The sequence below is a fragment of the Paenibacillus qinlingensis genome, assembly GCF_031455095.1.
Lineage (GTDB): Bacteria > Bacillota > Bacilli > Paenibacillales > NBRC-103111 > Paenibacillus_E > Paenibacillus_E qinlingensis_A.
Genome location: NZ_JAVDSB010000007.1, coordinates 14,942 through 37,326 on the forward strand (window position 1 = coordinate 14,942; position 22,385 = coordinate 37,326).

23 protein-coding genes and 1 other annotated feature are annotated in these 22,385 nt (G+C 39.4%); of the genes, 2 read left to right on the plus strand and 21 right to left on the minus strand.

The window, feature by feature from the left end; all coding sequences use genetic code 11:
* Positions 1-76: 76 nt before the first annotated feature.
* The 9 genes from J2736_RS18760 to J2736_RS18800 form a co-directional block, all read right to left on the minus strand.
* Positions 77-784 (minus strand): polysaccharide deacetylase family protein, encoded by a 708-nt coding sequence (locus J2736_RS18760; RefSeq protein WP_310500126.1) that lies wholly within the window; start codon positions 782-784, stop codon positions 77-79.
* Between the two features lie 137 nt (positions 785-921).
* Positions 922-2,067, minus strand: coding sequence for an FtsW/RodA/SpoVE family cell cycle protein (locus tag J2736_RS18765; protein ID WP_310500127.1), 1,146 nt, complete (start codon positions 2,065-2,067; stop codon positions 922-924).
* Between the two features lie 343 nt (positions 2,068-2,410).
* Positions 2,411-3,010, minus strand: coding sequence for a histidine phosphatase family protein (locus J2736_RS18770; RefSeq protein WP_310500128.1), 600 nt, complete (start codon positions 3,008-3,010; stop codon positions 2,411-2,413).
* A 140-nt stretch (positions 3,011-3,150) separates the two neighbouring features.
* Positions 3,151-3,666, minus strand: coding sequence for a GNAT family N-acetyltransferase (locus J2736_RS18775; RefSeq protein WP_310500129.1), 516 nt, complete (start codon positions 3,664-3,666; stop codon positions 3,151-3,153).
* A 74-nt stretch (positions 3,667-3,740) separates the two neighbouring features.
* Positions 3,741-4,076 carry a cupin domain-containing protein gene (locus J2736_RS18780; protein WP_310500130.1) on the minus strand — a complete coding sequence of 112 codons (336 nt, stop codon included), beginning with the start codon at positions 4,074-4,076 and terminating at the stop codon, positions 3,741-3,743.
* 42 nt (positions 4,077-4,118) lie between these two features.
* Complete coding sequence (locus J2736_RS18785) at positions 4,119-4,667, minus strand: GNAT family N-acetyltransferase (protein WP_310500131.1); 549 nt, start codon at positions 4,665-4,667, stop codon at positions 4,119-4,121.
* The gene (locus J2736_RS18790; protein WP_310500132.1) at positions 4,668-5,237 is read right to left on the minus strand and encodes a GNAT family N-acetyltransferase; all 570 of its coding nucleotides are present in this window, start codon (positions 5,235-5,237) and stop codon (positions 4,668-4,670) included.
* Positions 5,238-5,278: 41 nt separating this feature from the next.
* Complete coding sequence (locus J2736_RS18795) at positions 5,279-6,205, minus strand: phosphotransferase family protein (RefSeq protein WP_310500133.1); 927 nt, start codon at positions 6,203-6,205, stop codon at positions 5,279-5,281.
* Positions 6,206-6,259: 54 nt separating this feature from the next.
* Positions 6,260-7,000, minus strand: a complete 741-nt coding sequence (locus J2736_RS18800) for a class I SAM-dependent methyltransferase (RefSeq protein WP_310500134.1) — start codon at positions 6,998-7,000, stop codon at positions 6,260-6,262.
* A 182-nt stretch (positions 7,001-7,182) separates the two neighbouring features.
* Between J2736_RS18800 and J2736_RS18805 the strand changes: the two genes are divergently transcribed.
* Entirely contained in the window at positions 7,183-7,584 is a 402-nt protein-coding gene (locus J2736_RS18805) for a VOC family protein (protein WP_310500135.1), read from the plus strand.
* 48 nt (positions 7,585-7,632) lie between these two features.
* Here J2736_RS18805 and J2736_RS18810 read toward each other — a convergent pair whose 3' ends face one another.
* The 11 genes from J2736_RS18810 to J2736_RS18860 form a co-directional block, all read right to left on the minus strand.
* Positions 7,633-8,103, minus strand: coding sequence for an NUDIX hydrolase (locus tag J2736_RS18810; RefSeq protein ID WP_310500136.1), 471 nt, complete (start codon positions 8,101-8,103; stop codon positions 7,633-7,635).
* A 57-nt stretch (positions 8,104-8,160) separates the two neighbouring features.
* The gene (locus J2736_RS18815) at positions 8,161-9,168 is read right to left on the minus strand and encodes a tryptophan--tRNA ligase (RefSeq protein ID WP_310500137.1); all 1,008 of its coding nucleotides are present in this window, start codon (positions 9,166-9,168) and stop codon (positions 8,161-8,163) included.
* A 44-nt stretch (positions 9,169-9,212) separates the two neighbouring features.
* Positions 9,213-9,469: a binding site (T-box leader), on the minus strand.
* 96 nt (positions 9,470-9,565) lie between these two features.
* Positions 9,566-10,294 (minus strand): class I SAM-dependent methyltransferase, encoded by a 729-nt coding sequence (locus J2736_RS18820; RefSeq protein WP_310500138.1) that lies wholly within the window; start codon positions 10,292-10,294, stop codon positions 9,566-9,568.
* A 113-nt stretch (positions 10,295-10,407) separates the two neighbouring features.
* Positions 10,408-11,964 (minus strand): extracellular solute-binding protein, encoded by a 1,557-nt coding sequence (locus J2736_RS18825; RefSeq protein WP_310500139.1) that lies wholly within the window; start codon positions 11,962-11,964, stop codon positions 10,408-10,410.
* An 88-nt stretch (positions 11,965-12,052) separates the two neighbouring features.
* Positions 12,053-13,195 carry an enolase C-terminal domain-like protein gene (locus J2736_RS18830; protein ID WP_310500140.1) on the minus strand — a complete coding sequence of 381 codons (1,143 nt, stop codon included), beginning with the start codon at positions 13,193-13,195 and terminating at the stop codon, positions 12,053-12,055.
* A 62-nt stretch (positions 13,196-13,257) separates the two neighbouring features.
* Positions 13,258-14,139, minus strand: coding sequence for a carbohydrate ABC transporter permease (locus J2736_RS18835; protein WP_310500141.1), 882 nt, complete (start codon positions 14,137-14,139; stop codon positions 13,258-13,260).
* Between the two features lie 18 nt (positions 14,140-14,157).
* Positions 14,158-15,117 carry an ABC transporter permease gene (locus J2736_RS18840; protein WP_310500142.1) on the minus strand — a complete coding sequence of 320 codons (960 nt, stop codon included), beginning with the start codon at positions 15,115-15,117 and terminating at the stop codon, positions 14,158-14,160.
* 155 nt (positions 15,118-15,272) lie between these two features.
* Positions 15,273-17,615 carry a helix-turn-helix domain-containing protein gene (locus tag J2736_RS18845; RefSeq protein WP_310500368.1) on the minus strand — a complete coding sequence of 781 codons (2,343 nt, stop codon included), beginning with the start codon at positions 17,613-17,615 and terminating at the stop codon, positions 15,273-15,275.
* A gap of 77 nt (positions 17,616-17,692) precedes the next feature.
* Positions 17,693-18,232, minus strand: a complete 540-nt coding sequence (locus J2736_RS18850) for a P-loop nucleotide/nucleoside kinase family protein (protein ID WP_310500143.1) — start codon at positions 18,230-18,232, stop codon at positions 17,693-17,695.
* A gap of 137 nt (positions 18,233-18,369) precedes the next feature.
* On the minus strand, positions 18,370-18,906 hold the full coding sequence (locus J2736_RS18855; RefSeq protein WP_310500144.1) for a hypothetical protein: 537 nt from the start codon (positions 18,904-18,906) through the stop codon (positions 18,370-18,372).
* Positions 18,907-20,297: 1,391 nt separating this feature from the next.
* Positions 20,298-20,648, minus strand: a complete 351-nt coding sequence (locus J2736_RS18860; protein WP_310500145.1) for a hypothetical protein — start codon at positions 20,646-20,648, stop codon at positions 20,298-20,300.
* A gap of 198 nt (positions 20,649-20,846) precedes the next feature.
* On the opposite strand from J2736_RS18860, the gene J2736_RS18865 reads away from it, so the two are divergent.
* Complete coding sequence (locus J2736_RS18865; RefSeq protein WP_310500146.1) at positions 20,847-21,530, plus strand: Type 1 glutamine amidotransferase-like domain-containing protein; 684 nt, start codon at positions 20,847-20,849, stop codon at positions 21,528-21,530.
* Positions 21,531-21,617: 87 nt separating this feature from the next.
* Here the strand turns inward: J2736_RS18865 and J2736_RS18870 are convergent, their stop codons facing one another.
* On the minus strand, positions 21,618-22,286 hold the full coding sequence (locus J2736_RS18870) for an HAD family hydrolase (RefSeq protein ID WP_310500147.1): 669 nt from the start codon (positions 22,284-22,286) through the stop codon (positions 21,618-21,620).
* Positions 22,287-22,385: the final 99 nt, after the last annotated feature.

The following is a 22,385-nucleotide window of genomic DNA, read 5'->3' on the forward strand; positions in this document are numbered from 1 at the left end:
ATTGGACAGACAGATGGAGTCACCTTCTCATTGAAAAAGCCTATGAACGAAATGCATTGTGTTCATAGGCTCTATACTAGAATAATTTCGTCACATACTGATAAACTTCTCCATTTGTCATATAACATATATCCTTACGACCACTTATAATCTTACAAAAATACTCAAAACTGTCCCAGCTCTTATATTTATCAAATTCAAAGCTATGGCCCCATACATAAAAAAGCATATCTTCATGAGCATCTGCTTCTACAAATTTTTCTGCAAGTTGTATCAACTGTTCATCATTTTGATGGCAGGTTGGCTGCCACTCCATGAAATTACTTGGCAAATGAAAAGAATTATGAGAATGAATATTCCGAGCGTAACGGATTGGCGTATTGTTCAAGATTGTTTCAATGGTAAATTCATTATAGTAAGGACCTCCAGGGTAGGCCATGCCTAGTATAGTTTTACCAGAAAGTTCTGTTAAACTTTTATAATCTTGGTTAACTTCTTCAATAATCTTCTCTTTCGAGCAATTTAGTAAATTGGGATGGGTTACCGTATGGACCGCAATCTCATGATTTTTATATAATTCTTTTACTTCGGATGCTTGAACTTCATCGTGACATACTTCAATGCCTTCGTGCACAATCGTATGTACTTGTCCAAAAAATCCAGAGTTCAAATTAAAGGTACATTTCAAATTATATGTATCAATTAGATTAATAAAGCGTCTATCCTGAATCGTTCCATCATCAAAGCTCATCGTAAACATTTTTTTAGCTAATTTTTGACCCAAATCACATAGCCTCCAATACTTTTAAAAGAATACATGTGGTACAAGTGATGTATTCCACAATGCTTTGTTATATCCTTTTTTCTCTGCCGTTGTTGCAGCAAAAAGGGATCATCAAACTGCGTGGCAGTCGACGATCCCTATTCAACATCTATGTCATCGTAGATTTTTATACTTAGAACAAAACCTAACGATACCATGTTAATCAACAGCGAGGTGCCTCCATAGCTGATAAAAGGAAGCGTGATTCCCGTTATTGGCATGATGCCGATCAGCATCCCGATATTTTCAAAAACTTGAAACAAAAACATAGCGGAAATCCCACCAATGATATAAATACCTGTTTGGCTGCGAATGTTAAGTGCGATAATGATCATTCGATAAATGAGTAGAAAATAAAGGAAAAGTAGCACCGATGCTCCTACAAATCCAAATTCTTCTCCCACTACAACGAATATAGAATCTGCATACGTATATGGAACCTGACCAGTCTGTACGGAAGTTCCCTGAAGATAGCCATCTCCTTCCAACGAGCCTGATCCGATTGCTTTAATCGCTTGTTTCATGTGATACGTTGCTTTTTCAGAGGCCTGGTCTGGCAAAAGGACGGCATCTACCCTATCCAACCAATACTCTTTATGTTTGGAGGCCATGAATTGTTTTATTTCCGGATGATAATTGATATAGCTCCAGAGGGAGCTTCCGCTTACGATTATCATAATTATTAGACCTATCCAAGCATGCTTGTAATTAATATGCCCGAACCAACAGACCACAATAAAAATAACCAAATACGCAATGGAATTACCCAAATCTGGTTGCATGAGAACCAAGAGAAAAGGAATTACGGTTATAACACCCATTGGAAGTATTTCTTTAAACAGGCTTAATGTCTCTACTTCTCTTTTGGATAGAAAATACGATAAAAACAAGATTAAAATGAGCTTACACAGTTCTGCTGGTTGAAAGCCAATCCCACCGGGAAGAATAAACCACCCCTGAGCATTGTTGATAGTATCCCCTTTAAAAAATAATAAGACCAGCAGCCCCACACCAATGGCATAGTACACCGGCGAAAAACGCAATATGAGTTTATAGTTAATAAATAGCATAATAAATAAGACCATAAACCCTAAACCGTAAAAATACATCATTTTAATGTAGGATTGAGAATAATCTAGATTCGTTCGTGTTGCGCTGTAGATGCAGAATATACTGATGATCATAAAGACCAGCAGCAGCAACAAAATAATGGCATCCAGCCCTTTCATAATTCTTTTCAACATGTAAGCAAATTGCGTTCCTCCGAGGATATTCTCAATAATGAATCACCTATTTCTGGATATGTTAACTAAGCTACATATAAGTATAAGAAAAACAGTTAAATAAAAAGTGAGGTATTTATTAAATATTCCTTAAATTATCCGGTGCAGTTTTTTGAATCTCTATTGGACTAAACTCCCGTTATTCAAATGAAAACAGGGAACAGCTGCCGTGTGGCAAACTGCTCCCTGTTTATTATGCAATCGTTATTCTCAAAGCTGTCTCTGGAACCATTGCTCTGATTCAGTAATCAAAGCACTTCATTGTAACTAACAGTGATTACATATCCCCCCCAATCTAGCCCTACTAATGCAGGTGAGCAATACTAGCAAAATCAACAAATTTAAATCCTTCAGAGTCTAGTCTTATTTTCGTTATAGAGCACTCTGAAACCAGATTACTTTGTTCAATTGTAAAATTCGGATGTTTAGTATTAAGCTCTTCTTGAGAAAATTCATTCAACAAAAAGTCTGTAATTAACCCACCGTGAGTCACGATAACCGTGTTTTCCAGTCGATATTGAACAGATATATCTAATAAAAATGAAGATAATCGTTGACCTGCCATTCTTGCGGAATCTCCTATGGGAGGCAAAAAATCTCTTTCCTTGGTACATCGATCCCACATTTCAACAAATTCCTGGAAAGTTTGTCCTGGCAGGTCACCCCAATTAGCACGTTCTCGTAAGCGAGTATCCTCAATAATCTGTAAGCTTGTAGCATTCCCTATAACCTGAGCGGTCTGTTTTGCTCGATTAAGTGGACTACTGAATATGCTAGTTATACGCATTTGTTTCATGTGGCTTGCTGTCGCATGCGCTTGCTCTAAACCCTCAGCTGTAATAGAGACATCACCAACATTTTTTTCTTTTACAGCATGCCTAACAAGGTAAAAATCAATGCTCATCTTTACCACTCTTTCCATGTGATTTCACAATTGTTTAATTAGGTGGGTATCTAATTAGATTATATGATAATTTCAAAGTTTTTAAAAGAAGAATTTATAAACACATTAGATTATCAATTGTTTTTCACTTTGTATTATGCTCATTTTGTTCGCTCTACAGCATACAGAAAAAAATCCATATCTATATTCCTAAAATTCTTAGTATCTTTATCAATAATGTTCATACCGTTTCGAATAGCAACTTTTTGAGAGCTTATATTGGTGTCCCTAATAATAGAATAAACCCTATTTGCATGAAGAACTGAGAAAGCGTATTCCTTGCAAGCAATTGCCGCTTCTGTTGCGTAACCTTTGTGCCAATGCGCTTTTTGAAACAAAAATCCTATCTCTAAAATTTCTTTTTCTCTCCAGACTTGCTTTGTCAAGCCACATTGACCAATCATCTCGTTTGTTTCTTTTAATACAACAGCCCAAAGTCCAAAACCATACGCTTCATATCTTTTAAGATGTCTATTAAGCCAATTTTGTGCTTCTTCTAAGTTGAATGCACTTTCATAAGCAGCACGCATTACTTCCTCATCACACAATATTTTGCACAATGCATCATAATCGGACTGCACCATTTCTCTAATGATAAGACGATTTGTTTCTATCAAAACTCTCCCACCTTTCTATTAACCATTCAATCAATAGCCCCCTTATTGCCGTTGCGACGGATCGAAACACTAGCTTATTTATTTGAGTGTTCTGCTGGTGAAAAAAAGACAAGTGTAGTGAGGTCTTCTGTTATATCATAGAATCTATGTTCTTTGTTTGCCTCTACGAATAGGACATCCCCTTTACTAATTTCACTACAGGTATCTCCATTCTGAAATGAAGATTTCCCTTCAATTACCAAATAAACCTCATCTTCTGTATGAGGCTTTTGGTTGTCTTTTTCACCTTTATTCAATTTATAGAGCCCGACACTCATCGAAGGGACCTTCAGAAATTCATAATATGAAGTGTTCTCTACATTTTTAAGCTGATTTAGATGATTATACAATTCAATTAAATTAAAATTCAAAGTCTAGTCTCCTCTCATTGCCATAATATCTGTTACATTAAATTATAACGACACTTTGTCCCATTCATACTGTAAGATGCCGAATACAAGGGAATCTCTCCATCCGTCCTTTATTAATAATGCATCCCTCAATCTTCCTTCTTGTGTCATGCCTACTTTACTAAGAACTTTAGCTGAGCCAATATTTCTGGGATCACATGTAGCGTAGATTCGATGAAGATGAAATTCTTTAAAGCCGCAGTTAACTAATAATTTGGCAACTTCTGTAGCAATTCCTTTTCCCCAATAATCAGGATGTATGATATAGGCGATCTCGCCGCTTAAATTTGTTCTACTTCTAATATTAATTTCTCCTGCACCAATCATTTTCCCCGTGCTTTGCTCAATTATCGCAAAAACAAAACGGTTTCTAGGCGTTTTCTTTGCATCCTCTAGAATTTGTCTGACAAACACTTGAGTTTGTTCTTCATTGTTAGGACCCCAAGGTTGAAAACGGCAAACAATTTCCTGCGAAGCATATTTATGTACATCTATCCAGTCATTAAAATTAAATTCACGCAAATGAACTCTATCACCTATAAGAGTGCTCACTCATAAATCTCTCCTAGTATCGTCCCATATTTTTTTATAATAATCTGCTTTGACCATACCATAAAACACTAAATCCTCGTGTACTCCCCATTTCAATACATGTTGAGGAAAAGTACCTTCTTCTTTCATGCCAATTTTATTCATTACCTTATAAGAACCAGGGTTTTTCGTCATGGCAGCAGCAAAAATACGGTTTAATTCTAACTCTTCGAATCCAAATTTTACTATCCTGTTGGCAGCTTCTGTTGCAAATCCTTGTCCCCAAAAAGGCTGACCGATCCAGTAAGCAAGCTCAGCACGCTTATGATTTTTGGAAACACCTAAGCTCATACATCCAATTAATGAATCATTTTCCTTTTTCACCAAAGCAAAAGTATAAATATCCCCTTTTTCCAAAGATCGAAGGGTGTTTTCAATCCAAGCTTCAGCCACCCCATCTGGATATGGATGAGGAATTGATAGTGTTGTGCCAGCCACTTCAACGTTCCCAGCTAAAACTTGAACCATTTTTGCATCAGATTGTTTGAAAAGCCGAAGACTCAAGCGATGTGTTTCAAAATTAAGTATCATTTCTTCTCCTCCGTAAAAGCAAAATTCACTATTTTATCCGTTCAGCTCTCGAGATTAAGAAGAAACTGCCGTGTACCTTGATAGGCGTCTTTCCATCCCATCTTCGCATAGAATCGCAGCCCATCGAGTCCCTTGAAATAATAAGCGCCAATTAGACGAGCTTTGAAGTTTGGTATAGTGATATCACATTTGGCTTGAAACTCTTGGTACGCATGAATGACACCGCTCCGTGACATATGCCGATCGAGAATCGCAAGGTCCACGAGAGGATCGCCGTACATACAGTTGCCGTCAATGATACCGGTAATATACTCGCCATCCGACAAGATATTCCACTGGTGAAAGTCTCCGTGAATAAAACCTCTGTGCGGTTCGTTATACGACAGACAGCTCATTAAGCGGTTATAGATTTCTTCATAAACGTCTCGCTCTAAGCAAGAAGTTCGATAAAGGTCGTGCCAATTCTCCCAGAATGTCCCGGTCTGATCCTCCGCGTTAAACGCAATGACGAAGTCTTTCCAGGAGGCGTAAGTTCCATTGCCATCAGGACCGATCCATCCATACCCGTTCGATGATCCGACGTCCACGGCAGCCAGTTTGGTCAAGATGCTAATAAGCTCAGGTAAGAGAGCGGCCTGTTGCTCTACTGTGTAATCAGCTAGATTGCGTCCGCCTATCCGTTCAGTGATGATATAGGTCAACGGACCGGTTTTCCCTAACGCCAAGCATTTCGGAAATGCAATGCCTTGGCCCGACAGCAAGTCAGAAACAAAGCTCTCCGTCTGATATGCGCCTTCCAAATCGCTGAATTTTACGACGTAACCATTGGCTTCATGAACAAAGGAAAATACGCTGCTCAAGTTCCCCCCAGCCAGTGGCGTTATCTCGGCCGCACCAGGTCCCAAATGCTTCCGCAACACTGCCTCGATTTCACTCACGGCCAAACTTGGTTTTTCATAAGCGGTCATGGTCTCAGCTCCTGTTCATATTAGTCATATATTGTCATTTTGGTATGTAGCAAGTTACATGGAACACTCAACAACATAAAAGAAAGTTCCTTCTCCATAGCCATCTTTGACGCCATGTACAACTACATGATTGAATCCATTAGACTTGATTGTATTTTCAAATTCTTCTAAAGCATAAAGTCGAAGCGGGAAATCCATCATTTCCGTTTTACGAATCTGCCCATTAATGACCGACTGATATTTGAACCTGGTCGTCAACATACTTTCTTTCTCGTTGTACTGAACTTTTTTGTAGGTAATAATCCATTCATCCTCAAACTGTACCCTTTCTGTTTCTACCCAATCAGGAAACTCCTTTATTCCACTGTGTTTTAACATAATCGTTAATAACAATTTCCCATTACTTTTTAGAGCAGATTTTAAATTAGTAAGACTTTTATCAACTAACGCATCTGGCAAAAGAGAAAAAGAACCAAAAGGAATGATGATTAAATCAAATTGATGATTCCCTTTATATTCTTCTATTTTTCCATACCAAACATTTGGCTTGAGGTTTAGTTTCTCCCCCTTTGCTTTACATACTTTAAGCATTTCCTCTGAAATATCAAAACCTTCAATACGAATGCCATTTTGCATAAAAGGAATCAGCATTCTACCATTCCCGCACATAGGTTCCAGTACTTTCATATTCTCGTCTTTAATAAAAGAAAGGTAGAAATCCAGTTCTTTCCCTTCAGACAGCGATTTACTGCTTTCATACAATTTTGTGCAAAGTTCGCCATAGTAATCAGACATACGGATGCTCCTCATATTCTCTTATTAGTAAGTAATTCCATATTCTTTTGAACTTTCCTGTCTGTTTAGCGGAACCCCAAGTTAACTTCTTTGATAATGATTTCTTTTGTAAGATTCGCTTCTACTTCCAAATATAGGGTATAGTAGCAGTAGTTGAAAATACTTTTCAGGAGGCTACAGCTATGTCACAAAAGATTTGGATTAACCTGCCCGTCAAAGATGTTGAGAAGTCAACTGCCTTTTTCAATGCAATTGGCTTCCACGCTGTGAGCTTTGGTAACGAGAGAGCCACTCTTGCCATAGATCAAACAACGATTCTACTGTTCCCGGATGCGGTGTTTGAGAAATTTACAGGTTCACAAATCGCGAATACTTTGCAAAGCGCTGAGGTCATATTTTCCATTGGTGCTGAAAGCAAAGAAGAAGTAGATACCTTTATTCAAAAAGTAGAGATTGCCGGAGGCAGTATCTTTGGCAAACCGAGTGAAATTGACGGATGGATGTATGGCGCAGGATTTGCCGATCTGGACGGTCACCGCTGGAATCTGCTGTACATGGATGAGAGCAAAATGCCGAAACGCTAATAAATAGGTAAACGCCGGTCACCTGCTTAAGGTTACTGGCGTTTTTTACTATCTATAATTGCCTACTTTGTTGGATAGCCAGTCTTTCAATGCATCTTCATGTTGTGCATTAAAAAGCGGTGGTAAATCCTCAACAGCAAAAAATCTTACCTCTAATGATTCTGCTCCGTCTGCAACTATCTCTCCACTCACTAATTTGCACTGAAAGAAAAAAGCAATAGTCTGAGCTTCATCGCCATTTGGATATTTATCGAAATATTTGGTATATACGCCGATTAAATGTTCAACATTCACTGTTAAACCCGTTTCTTCAAAAATCTCGCGAATCGCTGTTTCCTCAGCTGATTCTCCAAGCTCCATTGCTCCGCCTGGAAATCCCCAAGCATTTCGATCTCCTCGTTTTTGTAATAAAATTTCATTCTTTTCATTGTAAATAATACCGCCTGCAAAGTTAAGAAATAGTAAATCATTTCCAACCTTTTCTCGAATAAAACGAATATAGTTTGGATTTTCTTTCATATTACCCTCCAATATTGAACTTGTTAATTGTATCCTGTTCCACCTGCTCTACTGAGGTTATAACGATTTATAGCGTCCTATCTTCGTTTTAACATTCTCAAGCAGAGGCGCAGCTAAAGCTCTTGCTTTCTTTGCTCCTTCAAGCAGGATACTGTCAATTATTTCTGGTGATGCCATTAACTCATTGTATCTTTTTCGCGGTTCTTCTAAATAATCATTCATAACTCGAAATAGCTCTTGCTTTGCTTCTCCCCAACTAATTCCTTTTTGATAGTTCTCCCTTAATTCTTGAATTTGGCTTGGGTTTGCAAATTCCTTGTACAATAAAAATACATTAGATGTATCTGGATCTTTGGGCTCGTTAGGAGGTATAGAATCCGTTTTAATTTTGTTTATTAGTTTTTTCAGACTATCAGCTGATTCAAAAAGTGGTATTGTATTCTTGTAGCTCTTACTCATTTTTCTTCCATCAAGTCCAGGAATGACATACGTGTTTTCATCCACAACATAGTTAGGCAATTTGAATGTGTCTCCATAGCTCCTGTTGAAGCCATCTGCGATATCTCTTGCTATTTCAACATATTGAATCTGATCCTTACCAACTGGAACTTTGTCAGATTGAAATAACAAAATATCCGCTGTCATTAGAATCGGGTACGTGAACAAGCCCATATTAACGCCGGTGTCCGTGTCCAATCCCAGCTGCTGATTATGATCAATAATTGCTTTATATGCATGAGCACGATTCATTAATCCCTTGGGTGTCAGACAAGATAGTATCCAATTCAGTTCGAATATCTCTGGAACATCCGATTGTCTATAAAAAATGACTCTATCCGGATCTAGCCCTAATGCCAACCACGTTGCTGCGATTCCATAAGACAGTTCATTGAACTCGTCTCTGTTCTGAATAAATGTTAATGCGTGATAGTCCGCAATAAAGAAAAGTGCGATGCAATCACTCTCTTTTGCGATTTGCAGTGCAGGTTTTATTGCAGCGATGTAGTTCCCTAAATGAACTTTTCCAGTAGGCTTAATACCTGTTAAAACAATTTCATTTGTCATGTTATCCCTCCTCAGCATATAACAAAAAGGGGTATTCTCATCCATAAAAGGACGAGAATACCCCGTGATACCACCTTAATTAGCCCAAATATAGATTTGGACTCACTCTGACGCATCGAAACATGGAATCTGTTTGAATGCGCGTCTCTTGTAACGACGAGACTTTCGCCAAAGCCTACTCAACGAATTTTCGGTTTGGATGCTCAGAAGCCCACTTCAGCATAATCCCTACACTGATTCACACCAACCATCAGCTCTCTGGAGTACTCGTTATGCTTACTCTCTTCATCATCGCAAAGTAATATTGTATTAATTAACTTTTACAACACAATTGAGCATTTGTCAAATACTAGGTGATATCTAATATAACCGCTTCTTAGTCTTTATAGAGCTAACGTTATCCGTTAGATTCAATGCTATTCGATTTTCGAAACAATCCAGTAAGTAAACCTGAAACACCAAACATTGAGCTTGATGCTTCCATTTCGAGCATATCCCGTAATTCGATTACTTGAAAACCATTAAAAATTTCTCTTAATTTTTCGTCCGTGTTACCTAACCCACCTCTGAGGCTCCTTAGTCTATACACTTCCCAATCAGATATATCTGAGCCCCCAAGTGCTCCACCAACCTTAAAACAAGTAATCGCAAATAAACCATTTGGCTTTAGCGCTTTCTTTAATAATGATAAATAACTCATCCTTCGATGAGGTGCGATATGGTGAAAACAACCCGAGTCATAAACAATGTCATATACACCTTCTTCAATATCTAATTCAAATATATTTTGTTTGATAAAATGAACTGAGACATTTTTATCCGCTGCACGTTGCTTGGCCCAATCAAGTGCCTCTTTGGATAAGTCCACAGCATCAACTTCACAGCCCTGTTCTGCAAAGTAGATTGCATTTCTCCCTGGCCCACAACCTAGTTCCAACACCTTTCCTGACTTTACATATCCTTGTTTAAAATACTGAACTAAATTTTCGTCAGGTAAATTCACGAAAAAAGGGACTTTCATTTCCTTTTCCGAATAAAAGTTATCCCAATTAAATCGTGATTGCTCTTTTAACAACATATCTAGCATGTTCAAGACATCATCATCATTTAAAATTGATTCTTTCATCGAATCCCTCCTAACTTATAGGTAAATTATACCATAGTTAATGCCCTAATAACTTAACAAGGAGCAGCTGCTACGGCAGTCTGCTCCTTGACTATTAAATGCTATAGTTCATTTTACTTTTGAGCTAGACGATTCTTATACTCGATATTGAATTCTTCCGTTATCTTTTGGTAGTTAGCATCTTTCTTAAGCGAGTCAATATATTTATCCCACTCTTCTAATGTAATTTTCCCAATGATGACTTGCGTTTTCATGTCAGATATTTTTTTCTTGTAGTCGGCGCCGATCTTGATATCTGTATTGGACACGAGCCCAATCGCCGGATTTCCGATGGAAATCTTCGCTCTTTCTTCGGTGATTTTCATGTTTCTCTGATACGTCTCTTTAGGCATGCCAGCCGCATACTGCCATAAATCAACAACAGGCGTACTGAACATTTTCCCCCACGTTGCCGTTCCTACGCTATCTGCCACCGCTTTATCATTAGACACTTTTAAACCATCCGTAAGCGTGTAATGAACATCTTTGATACCATACAATGTTAAATCCAACCCTTCACCGCCGGATCCGTAATTCACGAATTTTAAAATAGCCTTCATCTTCTCTTCCGGTACCGATTTCGGTATAGCGAGCACACCGTTCATCCCTGTACTTTGGGGCACATAAGCTTTGCCTCCCGCTTTGGGAGCTAAGGAGATCATCGGCGTCCACTCTACCTTAGGATCTTTCTTCCACTGGTCCATAGTATATCTAAACAGCGCCTCTGGCGTTTCAATTGTAATTCCAGCTCTACCACTTGTAGCAAGTTCCCAGTATTGATTTTCTTTCAATACAGGAAAGTCTTGCGGAATTAAGCCTTCTTGGTATAGTTTGCGTTGGTAAATGAGTGATTCTCTCATTTCCGGTTCCAGATACATATTAACCAGCTTGCCATCGACGGCCTTCCACATGCCAACTGTCCCTAAGAATACTTCGTCTATGGTTGCGGAACCTCGCATCGTATAACCAATTGTATCCTTTTTACCATCTGGCGCATTCTCCTTAAATGCCTTCATCACTGTATATAGCTCATCCATATTCGTTGGCATCTTGAGCCCAAGTTTATCCAGCCAATCTTTACGAATGTCGAAGAAGCCGCCTCCATCCAAAGGCCGTCCCGCAGGAATTGCATAACTTTTGCCATCAATTTTAGTATTGCTCCACGTTTTTGGATTAATGGCCACTAGGTTCGGATAATCTTTGATATATGGTGTCAGATCCCAGAAAGCTCCCTGCTTCACCATTTGACGGAATAAAGCTGTCGTGATGTCCGGAATTTTAATCAAATCGGCAATGTCGCCTGCAGCTAGTGCCACATTGACACGGTCTGCATAATCACTTCCCGGGATCCATTGTACCGTCAATTTGGTGTTTGTTCTTTTCTCAAATTCTTTTAGAACCGGATTATCAGTACCCGGAGGCTGGGTTATTGTGAAATCTGCCATGATTTTAATCTCGGTAGGCTTCGCAGGCGCTTGGGTCCCTTCATTCGGAGTCGACACCCCCTCCTTATTTGGAGCCGAAGATGGCGTTGAGGAACAGGCTACTGTAAGGGATAAGAAGGCAACCATTGTAGATAAAACGAGAAGCGTTTTTTGTTTATTTAACAATTTGGTTTCACCGTTTTTCATTTTTAACTCATCTCCCGTAAATGTAGTTGATAAACCGCTTCACCTTACCTAGGCTGCGCTTACATTATGTTTGCTAGTGTACCTTAAGTTACACCGTCCAGCCATATGCTCTAACTTTGTTTTCATAATTCGCATCATCAATATGTAAACCGAAGCCAGGAGACGAAGGCACGGAGATTTTACCCTCCTTAATCCTATAGCCTGATGTGTCGATACCTGGAATCTGTGCCTCATCCCATTCAACAAACATAAATCCTTCGATGGCCGGATAAACCTGAGCGGAAGCGAAGTTGCCGTAAAAACCACCGTAATTGTGTGGAGCTGCTTTTACTCCGCTTTTTGCCAATCTTTTGGCTAATTTCAACCAATTTACAATCCCATAATCTTTCAAATCGTACTGAATCGCATCGATCAAGCCCTGCTCAGCCCATTCCACAATTGGTCCTGCTGCTAACCCTTCCCCATCTGTGATGAGTACGTTCAATTTCTCCTCTGCCAGCCACTCCTTCAGATTGCGGTAGAGCCTGTCATCTTCGTGAAAAGCTTCCTCTAGCCACAGCAGGTTGGACTGTGCTGTTTCTTTCAACACATGTTTGGTCAGGTTCAAATTGTACCCATTGTTGGCGTCAATAGAAATGTTACATTGTGGACCAACGGCATCCCTAATTCCGTTCACAATCGCAATATCTCGTTGGGTGCCTGCCATGACATCCATATGCATCGCACCACGGCCTACTTTTATTTTGAAACCACGGAAACCTTCGTTATAGCCTTCCATGGCTTCTTCCTGGAGCAGTGCAACCGCATCCTTATCAGAACTCAAATGTAGATCATCGAAGTACAAAGAAGTATCGTAGCAAGGAACAGATAATGGAGATTCCCACTTTCTAGGGCTCAACAATTGATACACGGGAATATCTCTTACTTTAGCAAGCCAATCCAACAATGGGAATTGAATGCTTTGAAACCGGTCTTTAATCCATTGCTCTTCACAAAATATGTCGCTGACGGATGCTCCGATCATGGTTTCAGCAGCTTCACGAGAAATACGAGACCAACTATAACCCGTGATCCCCCCTATCGTTATTCGAACCAGAGGAAAACTTACTTCTTTTCCATGTACACCAAGCCTTGCATTACAGCCCGCCAATCTCCTACGTTCACCTTTCATTAGCACCTGCTCGATTTTTTCAATACGCCAATTTCTTTCCAAGTCCGCAAAGTTAGTCATTTTATCCTAATCTCCTTTATGATCCTATTTTTTGTCAAGCCTGCTGGATGAATCAGCTCTGATTATCCTTTTACAGAACCTAACATCACACCTTTTGTAAAATGCTTTTGCAAGAAGGGGTAGACCATCAAAATGGGAACCGTAGACACAACAACAGCGGCCATCTTAATCGTTTGCGTAGGCAATTGCTTATCCGAAGCCATCTCTACCGCCACTGCTCCGCCGACTGAAGTATCGGAGTCAATGAGCATATTGCGCAGGACAATTTGTAAAGGCACCTTCGTAAAATCATTGATATACAGCACGGCGCTAAAGAACGTATTCCAGTAGGCAACTGCATAAAACAACCCGAATGCGGCTAGCGATGCGACAGAAAGCGGTAAAATAATGCGGAAAAAGATGCTTAAATCGTTACACCCATCAATCATTGCAGCTTCTTCCAACTCTACGGGAATACTGTCAAAGAAACTTTTCATCAATATCACATACCAGCCGCTGGTCAAAACAGGGACAATCAACGCCCATACACTGTTTATGAGGCCAAGATCGCGGACTAAAAGATAGGTGGGAATAATGCCTGGATTAAAAAGGATCGTAAACATCACCATGATCATCATGGCTTTCCTTCCACGCAGTCTCTTCCGTGATAGTCCGAATGCGAAGGCTGAGGTTACGATGAGGCTTAATATTGTTCCCACCGTTGCTAGAAAAGCACTAACCCCTGTTGCACGAATGAAAGCGGAAGTGGAAAGCAAATACTCATAAGCACCCACACTCCATTTACTCGGGAACAGGACAAAACCATATTTTTCTACGTATTCACTAGGTTCCGTAAAGGAAACAACGAATACGTAATACAAAGGAAATAACGTAATAATGCCAACAACCACAAGTAGCAGGATATTCGCTATTCCAAATATACGGTCACCTAAGCTTTCTCTCATTGCATGTCCTCCTCAAGCTTAATACACTCCCTCTTCGCCGAAGCGTTTGGCCAGCCAATTAGCCCCTACCACAAGCACAAGTCCAATAACTGATTTAAATAAACCGGCTGCAGTCGTATAACTGAATTGCCCTTGTTGAATCCCATTTCGATATACATACGTTTCGAAGACGTCGGCCACGTTGGCAACTGCGCCATTGCTCATCAAAAACACTTGTTCAAAACCAACATCCATAATTTGCCCTAGGCGTAGAATTAGAAGGATAATGATGACATTACGAATACCCGGCAATGTAATATGCCACATTTGTCTAATTCGACTGGCACCATCCATCTTCGCTGCTTCATAAAGTTGTGAGTCTATACCAGTAATGGCAGCAAGGAAAATAATCGTTCCCCAGCCTGTGTCTTTCCAAATATTTTGACCAGTAAGCAGACCCCAGAAGAAATTTTCGTTCGTCAGAAAATCAATTTTGGAAAAACCTGCATATTCGAGCATCATATTCACAATTCCATTCGATTGCGAAAGCAATAAAAAGGTAATCCCTGCAATAATGACCCACGAAAGAAAATGCGGCAAGTACACAATGGATTGTATAACGCGTTTAAAATATTTGTTCGTTACTTCATTCATACATAGTGATAATAAAATCGGAAGTGGAAAGAAAAAGAACAGACTCAACAAACTAATCATTATGGTATTACGGAACAAAATAAAGAAACTGGGGTTCGTAAAAAAGCGAACGAAATTTTCAAAGCCTACCCAAGTACTCTTAAACACGCCCATATAAGGTGAATAATCCTGAAAGGCGATAACCAGCCCCCACATTGGGTAATATTTGAAAATAAGAAAATAGAGGACACCTGGAAGAACCAATAGATATAGGTACTTGTCACGCTTGAATTCGGACCACAGTGAAGTCTTTGCCTTCCTTTGAAGAAGTTGCCGTTGATTTGTCTTCGTCACTTGGATACCCATGTACCAATCCTCCCTTCCCTTACTGGTAATCAGCTGATGGCCTAAATGTAAAGCACTTGCCGGGTGAAGGCAATAATAATAAATTATTACTACGCCTAGAAAAATTTCCAGCTATCGTCTTTTTTTGAAATGAATAAAAAAGCCCTTCAGACACGTTAGAAAGGGCTTGTATACGATGATTGCGTATGCTTTTCCCGATACTGACGGGGAGTGATATCTTCACTCTTCTTGAACATTCGGATTAGGTAGGACGGTTGATAATGCAATTGCTCCGCGATATCATTGATTTTCAAATCCGTTGTAACGAGTAACTCCTTACACTTCTCTATCCTCATTCGAACTATCGTATCGATAAAATTGATTCCGTTGATTTGCTTGAACGCTTTGCTTAGCTTGGAAGGACTCATTTGCAACTGATCCGCGTACATTTCAAGCGATACATCCAGTAAAATATCCTTCTGCATTTGCAAAATAAGATTATCAACGATCTCTCTTAAATGGCTATCGTAAGTAATGGTTAACGTTTTTACAAAAGGCCTTATCAGCTTGTATTGGAACCACTCCACGATCTGGTCCGGCTCGGACAGCTGCATAAGCTGCTCATAAAGATGAACCCCTCCATATAAGGCAAATAGGTTGGATTCGTGCTTGATAATCGCATGATGAATAGTTCCGAGCAGTTTCATCATCCCTTGGTGAACCATTAATTCAGCGTTATTATTTTTTTGCAGCTCAAGCATGAATTGCTTGATGAGACGCATTGCCTCATCTTCAAGTCCCATACTAACTGTATGCACAATCTCTCTTTCCAGCTCAAAAGGGAAATGATTCTGACTCGTGGTCGTCAACATGAACTGACTCATATCCAACATTTGATTGGATGTATGATGATCTCGAAACCGCAGTGCTTTTCTCGTCTGCTCCAGAATCTTAGGTATGTCCTTCATCGAATCCGTTATTCGGCTAGTCACGATCGTAACCTTTAAATTCAGCACATTATTGATCGCTACGATGTAGTCGTGAGCAAGCTTGTTGAAATTTGCTTTAATCGCTTCATCTGAACTGTTGGGATCTAGAACAAAAAGCACACCAATGGATAAATCCTGAAAGTTAATGATATGAACCAAATTTGCTTTCTCGGTACTTAGCTCCTTAATAATATTAGAAGCCGCAAACGTGACCAGCTGAGCATCTCGCTCCGAAAATTTTCCGCCTAAGTCCGAGATACCGTGAAACTGCGCGACCATTATGGCAAACCTTTTATATGCCACATCCCAATCCAGCTGCTTCAATTTCTGAATAAGCTCGGATTCCGTATGCGTGTACAAATTACCTTGCAAAAATTGCAGTAAAAAGCTCTCGCGGAGCGCAGGTATGGACTGCTTAATCTGAATGGAAAGATCTTGTTCTACTTGAAGCTGCATCTTCCATTGATGCTCGATATACGTAATTTCATCTTTTTCGTTCAACTTATTATTTCTGGAGCTTTCAAAAAGACTCTTCAACCGATGAATCGGATCATATATTTTATTGGAAGCAAACCAAGACAGTGCCAACCCCATAGTCAATCCAAACACACTAATCCAGAGAATAAACTTTGACAAGGAAGTAACGGGAGCTACGATTTGTGATATCGGTGTAGCGGAGACAACCGTCCATTTACTACCTAACTTGGCTATCTTCCCGTACGAAACGTTATATTTTTGATGATGCCAATCGAACTTAAACATATTTTCATTGGTATTTTGTACGCTTATTTGGCTCTTTAACGCATCTTCCAGCGTCAGTAACTCTTGACTGTCTTCATGACTTGGCAGCGTAGTTAAATAGTCTCCATTTTCATTAAAAAGAAAAGCGACGCCTTCCCCTGATACGAGTTTCTGAACCATCGTGTTTAATTTATTTTGATCTAAATAAATAATGAACATTCCGAAGGAACCATACATTTGTCCACCTGGAAGCTTAATAATGATCGCTTTATTAAGCGAGTCGGGCATATTTAACTTTTTCAATGAATAATTCCAATAGATCGTTCGCTCTGTATCCAACAATGCATTCAACAGGTTTCGGTCCTCATCTGTTCGGACAGAATGAAACCCCGCCTCATCTCCGATAATCTTATCTGAACCACGTAAGTACAGGTTTACACTGTTAATAAGAGAATTCGATTCCGTTATAAGTGAAAACGATTTCATAAGTTCATTGGTTGTTTGGAACTCCTGAACGAAATCCAACTTCTTCAATGTCTCGTCCAAACTTCGATCGAAAGCAAGTCGCACCACAGAGTGCTCCAAATTAGCCAAATCATCTGTCAATTGCTGGATCGATGATTGGAGTTGATTCTGATGAGCTTTGTTCACTTCGGTTTCGATCCGTTCTGTTCCAATATAATAAATAATGACACCTATAACAGCGATAGGAATGCAGGTAATGAGAAGAACTATACCTAAATTTTTCCAAAATATCGTTCCCCTGCTTTTACTAAGCAGCATATTCATCTCCACTTCTTCACTCCCTTGGCAGTATAATTTCACATGAACAGATCAAGGAGCACTAGAAAGCTATTAAACTAGAGCTATTTATTGTCATATACAAAGCCGAGCTTAAACAAAAAAGATTGGATTTTTTCAACATTTACATTTTTAGGTAAAACAGTATCTAGAATTAGTTCTCCCTCAACATACTCAAGATCCAGGTCCTTATAGTGTTCTTTTAAGTCCGATAAATTTGTTATTAATTGATTAGGTAATGGAGAGATGCTTCGACTAGCAAGTCTTTCTGACCAAGTTGGCTCATCACTGCAGATACAATGTATGATTATTAACTCCCCACCTCTTTCTGTAATCCAAATTTCTAGTTGTCTTACATCTACAATATTATTTAGTCCATAATCGAGTATAATTGTGGCATTTGAATGAATTACGGTTTCTAAGAACCGATAAAGCAAATCGAAGCAAATTTTGTTTCTTGAACCATGCTCTGCAACGAATCCAGCAACAGAATCATAAATATCATCCTTATGTAATACGGGCACATTGATTCTCTTAGCTAGATCGTTGGAAAACGTCGATTTACCAGTTCCGGCTCTTCCTCTAAATAAAATGATTTTAGGCATACAATCCCTCCATGCTTTTCAATCTTTCACCTAATTTCAAAAAGACTCCAGAAAGTGGAAAAAAGTTCAAATCTAATTTATTTCTTAATGGGTACAGGAAATTAACATTTTCCCGTTATCTTCAGCTAAAAGTCAAGTTAGCCTAACAATTTGGTTAATGGTTTATCATCCCAAATTTGCACTTCGATGTACCTCTCGGGTCCATCTTTTCCCTGACTGTTCCATTCTTGTGGTAATCCAAATTCTTCAATTACATGATAAATCTCATTTAACGTATACACCTGACCTCGATATTTCTTTCCATCTTGATACCTCATGGTTGGAAACAAATCCCCATATGTAAAACTTAGAGTCATTGAGTCGAATTCTGCAATTGGAATTCGAAGCACCTTACCTTGATTATACCAGTCCATGAGCCGCGGACACTCTCCAACAGTCATGTAATGGGGATAACTTCGAATAGGTTTACCACCTTTTTCTATAAATAATTCCCTTGCTCTATTTTCAAGATTTCGACGAATCGTAAGATAGTCCATTGATCTTTTACTCGCAAATCCTCTTTTCTGAACACGAAGATCATTGAGAACTCTTTCAGCTTCTTCGGGTTCTAAATCAGATAAATTACAAAAGGGTCCTACGGAATCATCGTAATAATGGTATAGGAATTCAATCATCCAAACGCCACCTATTTTTGCAAAATGAATTAAGTCACTCTCTATCTTCGTTAAGCGTTATCTTGAATAATACTTATTACTTGCTGTTTCACATTCTCAACTTTATTACTGTCGTCAATTGCAAAAAAAATAATTAGCTTCGTGCAGTTCTGGTTTTGTCCATTCGCCATTGTCCAATCGAGTTTCCTGCCGACTAAGCACTTCTTCAAAAGAAACTGTAATATTCAATGCAGAACTTCGTCCACTCATGAGGATTCTTTTTTGAAGAACATTAAATGGGAGATCGAAAAAAACAATTATGCTTATGAATCCATTGACATGCAAATCCTCGAGCAACTTTGTACGAGACAAATAATCGAGGTTTGAATTGCAAAGAATGAGGTGCTTGTCTGTTTGAGAAATAGCATAATCCAGAATGGTTCGCGTTATAGCATGTTTTAGTATTTTAGAATCTTGAGGCGAAACTACCTCGTATAGTAGGACGTAAGGAAACCAGCATGATTATCTTGGTCAATTACCACTGAATTTGATAATCTACTTTCGATGTCTTTTGCAAACGTGGATTTTCCACTATGCTTTTTCCAACAGTAATAATTACGAAACGTTTCATCTGGATTAACTCCTTACATTTAGAACTGTTCCATGTCCCTGATACTGAGAGCCACTTATTCAGGCAGAATTTTGCCTGCTTCGAGCTTTGTTAGCGATGAAACATCGTACTTACTGCCTGCTCTCATATTTAATTCACGAATCTGTTCCTTCTGAGTCTTGGTAGCTGGTTGTTTCTGTAAGCATTGGCATAGGCGAAAACGAATGTCGTGTTAGGATATGCAACCAATGCCTCCTCCAACTTGATAATGGAAAACCCTTTTCTAACTTATCTTTTGCTTCTTGAAGAGCCATGGGATCCTTAAATTAATACCAGAAAAAAAAGGGATGATCCGATCAGGATACCTCTTGTAATTTGTCCAATTAGACATGTCATGCAAGACTGCGATTCCCCTAGAAACCTCGCCAAATAAGACAACTCGATCTACATTTGCATTTTCCCACAAGCTTAACTTTCCATAAATACCCAGAACTGAACCATGGTTGTGAGCATCTGCTACTGGAATTCCATCGAATTCTTTAACCCAGTCCTGGATGCTTTTCTGCTTCGTACTGGTTGAAGCCTTTTCAATACACTTCCACCTCCCTTATTGTTCACGATCTTATCAGAAAGTTCTAGCGTTTATAATTTTTATTTGGTAAGAAGCTACTCTATCAGTTTATTTTATTGGAAAAGTTTGGACAATATAATTAATAATTTTATTCAATGATTCACTCAATAAAAAAAGCCTGATTTCTCAGGCACTCACATTTGTTAAATATCGAGAATTTATCAATTTCAATTAACGCTCGTAACCCGGATCTTCGTAATCTGTATTTGTAAGTTTATTAAGGATGTTCGTATCATGAATATGAGCCTTCGTCTTATCAGTTCCCAAATCGTAGATGAATTGATAGAGTTTGAGTAGATCATCGTTAAATTGATCCGTAGCTTTATCGTGATCGGCGGATTTATACGGAATTGCTGCTCTAAATTGTGTCACATCATCGTCTCGCTTTAGTTGCTCAAGCATTTGAGAAAGCCTTTCGAGCTCTTCCTCTGTCCCGCGGACTTCAAGCTGTTCATTCATGGAAGCTTCCCTATCTATACTTTTATTGGATACAGAGACGTAAAGCGTATGTATAGCAGACATGCCAAACACTCCTTTTCATATAGACTACTTCCTATTAAAGCCAATACGGCTTATTTGAAACAGCATTTGCGAGGTCATACACGCTTTCACACTGTAAAAAGGATTATTCAATCATTTTATCGAACACCTAAGCCATCTAGGAAATTACACTACCCAACTTAATAAAATCTAGAGGAACAAACGACAAGGAGTGAAGTTATGAAATTATTGCTCACATCTGCAGGTGTTAATAACAAAAGTATACACGACGCGCTAGTTGACATGTTGGACAAGCCGATCGCCGACTCTAACGCTCTGTGCATTCCCACTGCGATGTACGGACACCCCTGGGTTGGCCCTGGCGTCAAAGCCTGGCAGTTCATCAGCGGGATTTCCGAGAATCCTATGTTCAAAAATCCCATGGTTGATCTGGGCTGGAAGTCCGTTGGCGTGCTGGAGCTAACAGCGTTGCCGAGCATCAATAGAGACCGCTGGGTGCCGCTGGTCCAAGAGACGGATGTCCTACTGGTGTCTGGCGGGGACGCCCTCTATCTGTATCACTGGATGCGACAGTCCGGACTCGCAGATCTTTTGCCATCGCTGCAGGCAGTTTATGTCGGAATGAGCGCCGGGAGTATGGTGATGGCACCTAACATTGGGGAATTTTTCGTTGGCTGGACTCCCCCCACTGGTGGTGATGAAACGCTGAGTCTGGTTGATTTTGCAATATTTCCTCATCTGGATCACGAAATGCTGCCTGGAAACACCATGGCTGCTGCAGAGAGATGGGCCGCGGGGATGCAAGGACCGACGTATGCGATTGATGATCAGACCGCCATCAAAGTAATTGACGGAGCAGTCGAAGTTATTTCTGAAGGGAATTGGAAACATTTCTTGCCCTAGTATTTTCCTGCGTGGAGTTAACTAACAACGTTAGTGATACTCCTTTTCTTACTTGTAGCCAATCCTTCTTCCCAGGCTGCCAAGATTTCATAACAAAGCAATCAATTCTTGTAACGAATTTATTATGTAATCTGGAGAATAATTTGCTGGCAATACTTTATTTTTCCGATTAATCCAAGCAACCTTAACTCCTGCGTTTTGGGCACCTGCAACATCACTAGAGAGTGAGTCACCAACATGTAGAACCTCTAAAGGGTTGAGTTTATATGCTTTAAGGGCTTGCTGAAACATATCCAGTCTTGGCTTATATGATTTGACATCCTCACTGGTAATCAGGTTATCGAATGATAATCCATTATGATTTATTGCTGATTGAATGTCATTTCGGTCGATGTTTGAAAGGATTATTTTGGGGGTGGTGATACTGTTTAAAAATACATTTGTATCCTCAAATAGTTGGGGAGCTTGCCAGTGATTAAATAAAATTTCGCTAAGTTCTCTTGGATTTTCAAATGAGTTGAAAAAGGAAATCGTATCCTCTAACGATAGTATTTCGATTTCTCGTTGCGTTCTAAAGTTAGCACCATACGATGAATAAAAGGTTTTCGAAAAAGAATTCCACCAGTATTTCCCAATCTCTTCAGTCGTAGTTGGAGTTGAAGTTGATTTCAATATTTTCCTACATATTTCCTCCACTAACACATCATCTTCGTGTACGAGTGTACCGTAGAAATCAAGAAACACCGCTTTATACATAATTCCCTACACATCCTTTCTTCACCTCTATATCGTTGTACCACTTTACCACAGTAACGCGCTTAGGTTCATTTGTATATACAATTTCACTTCATTTGA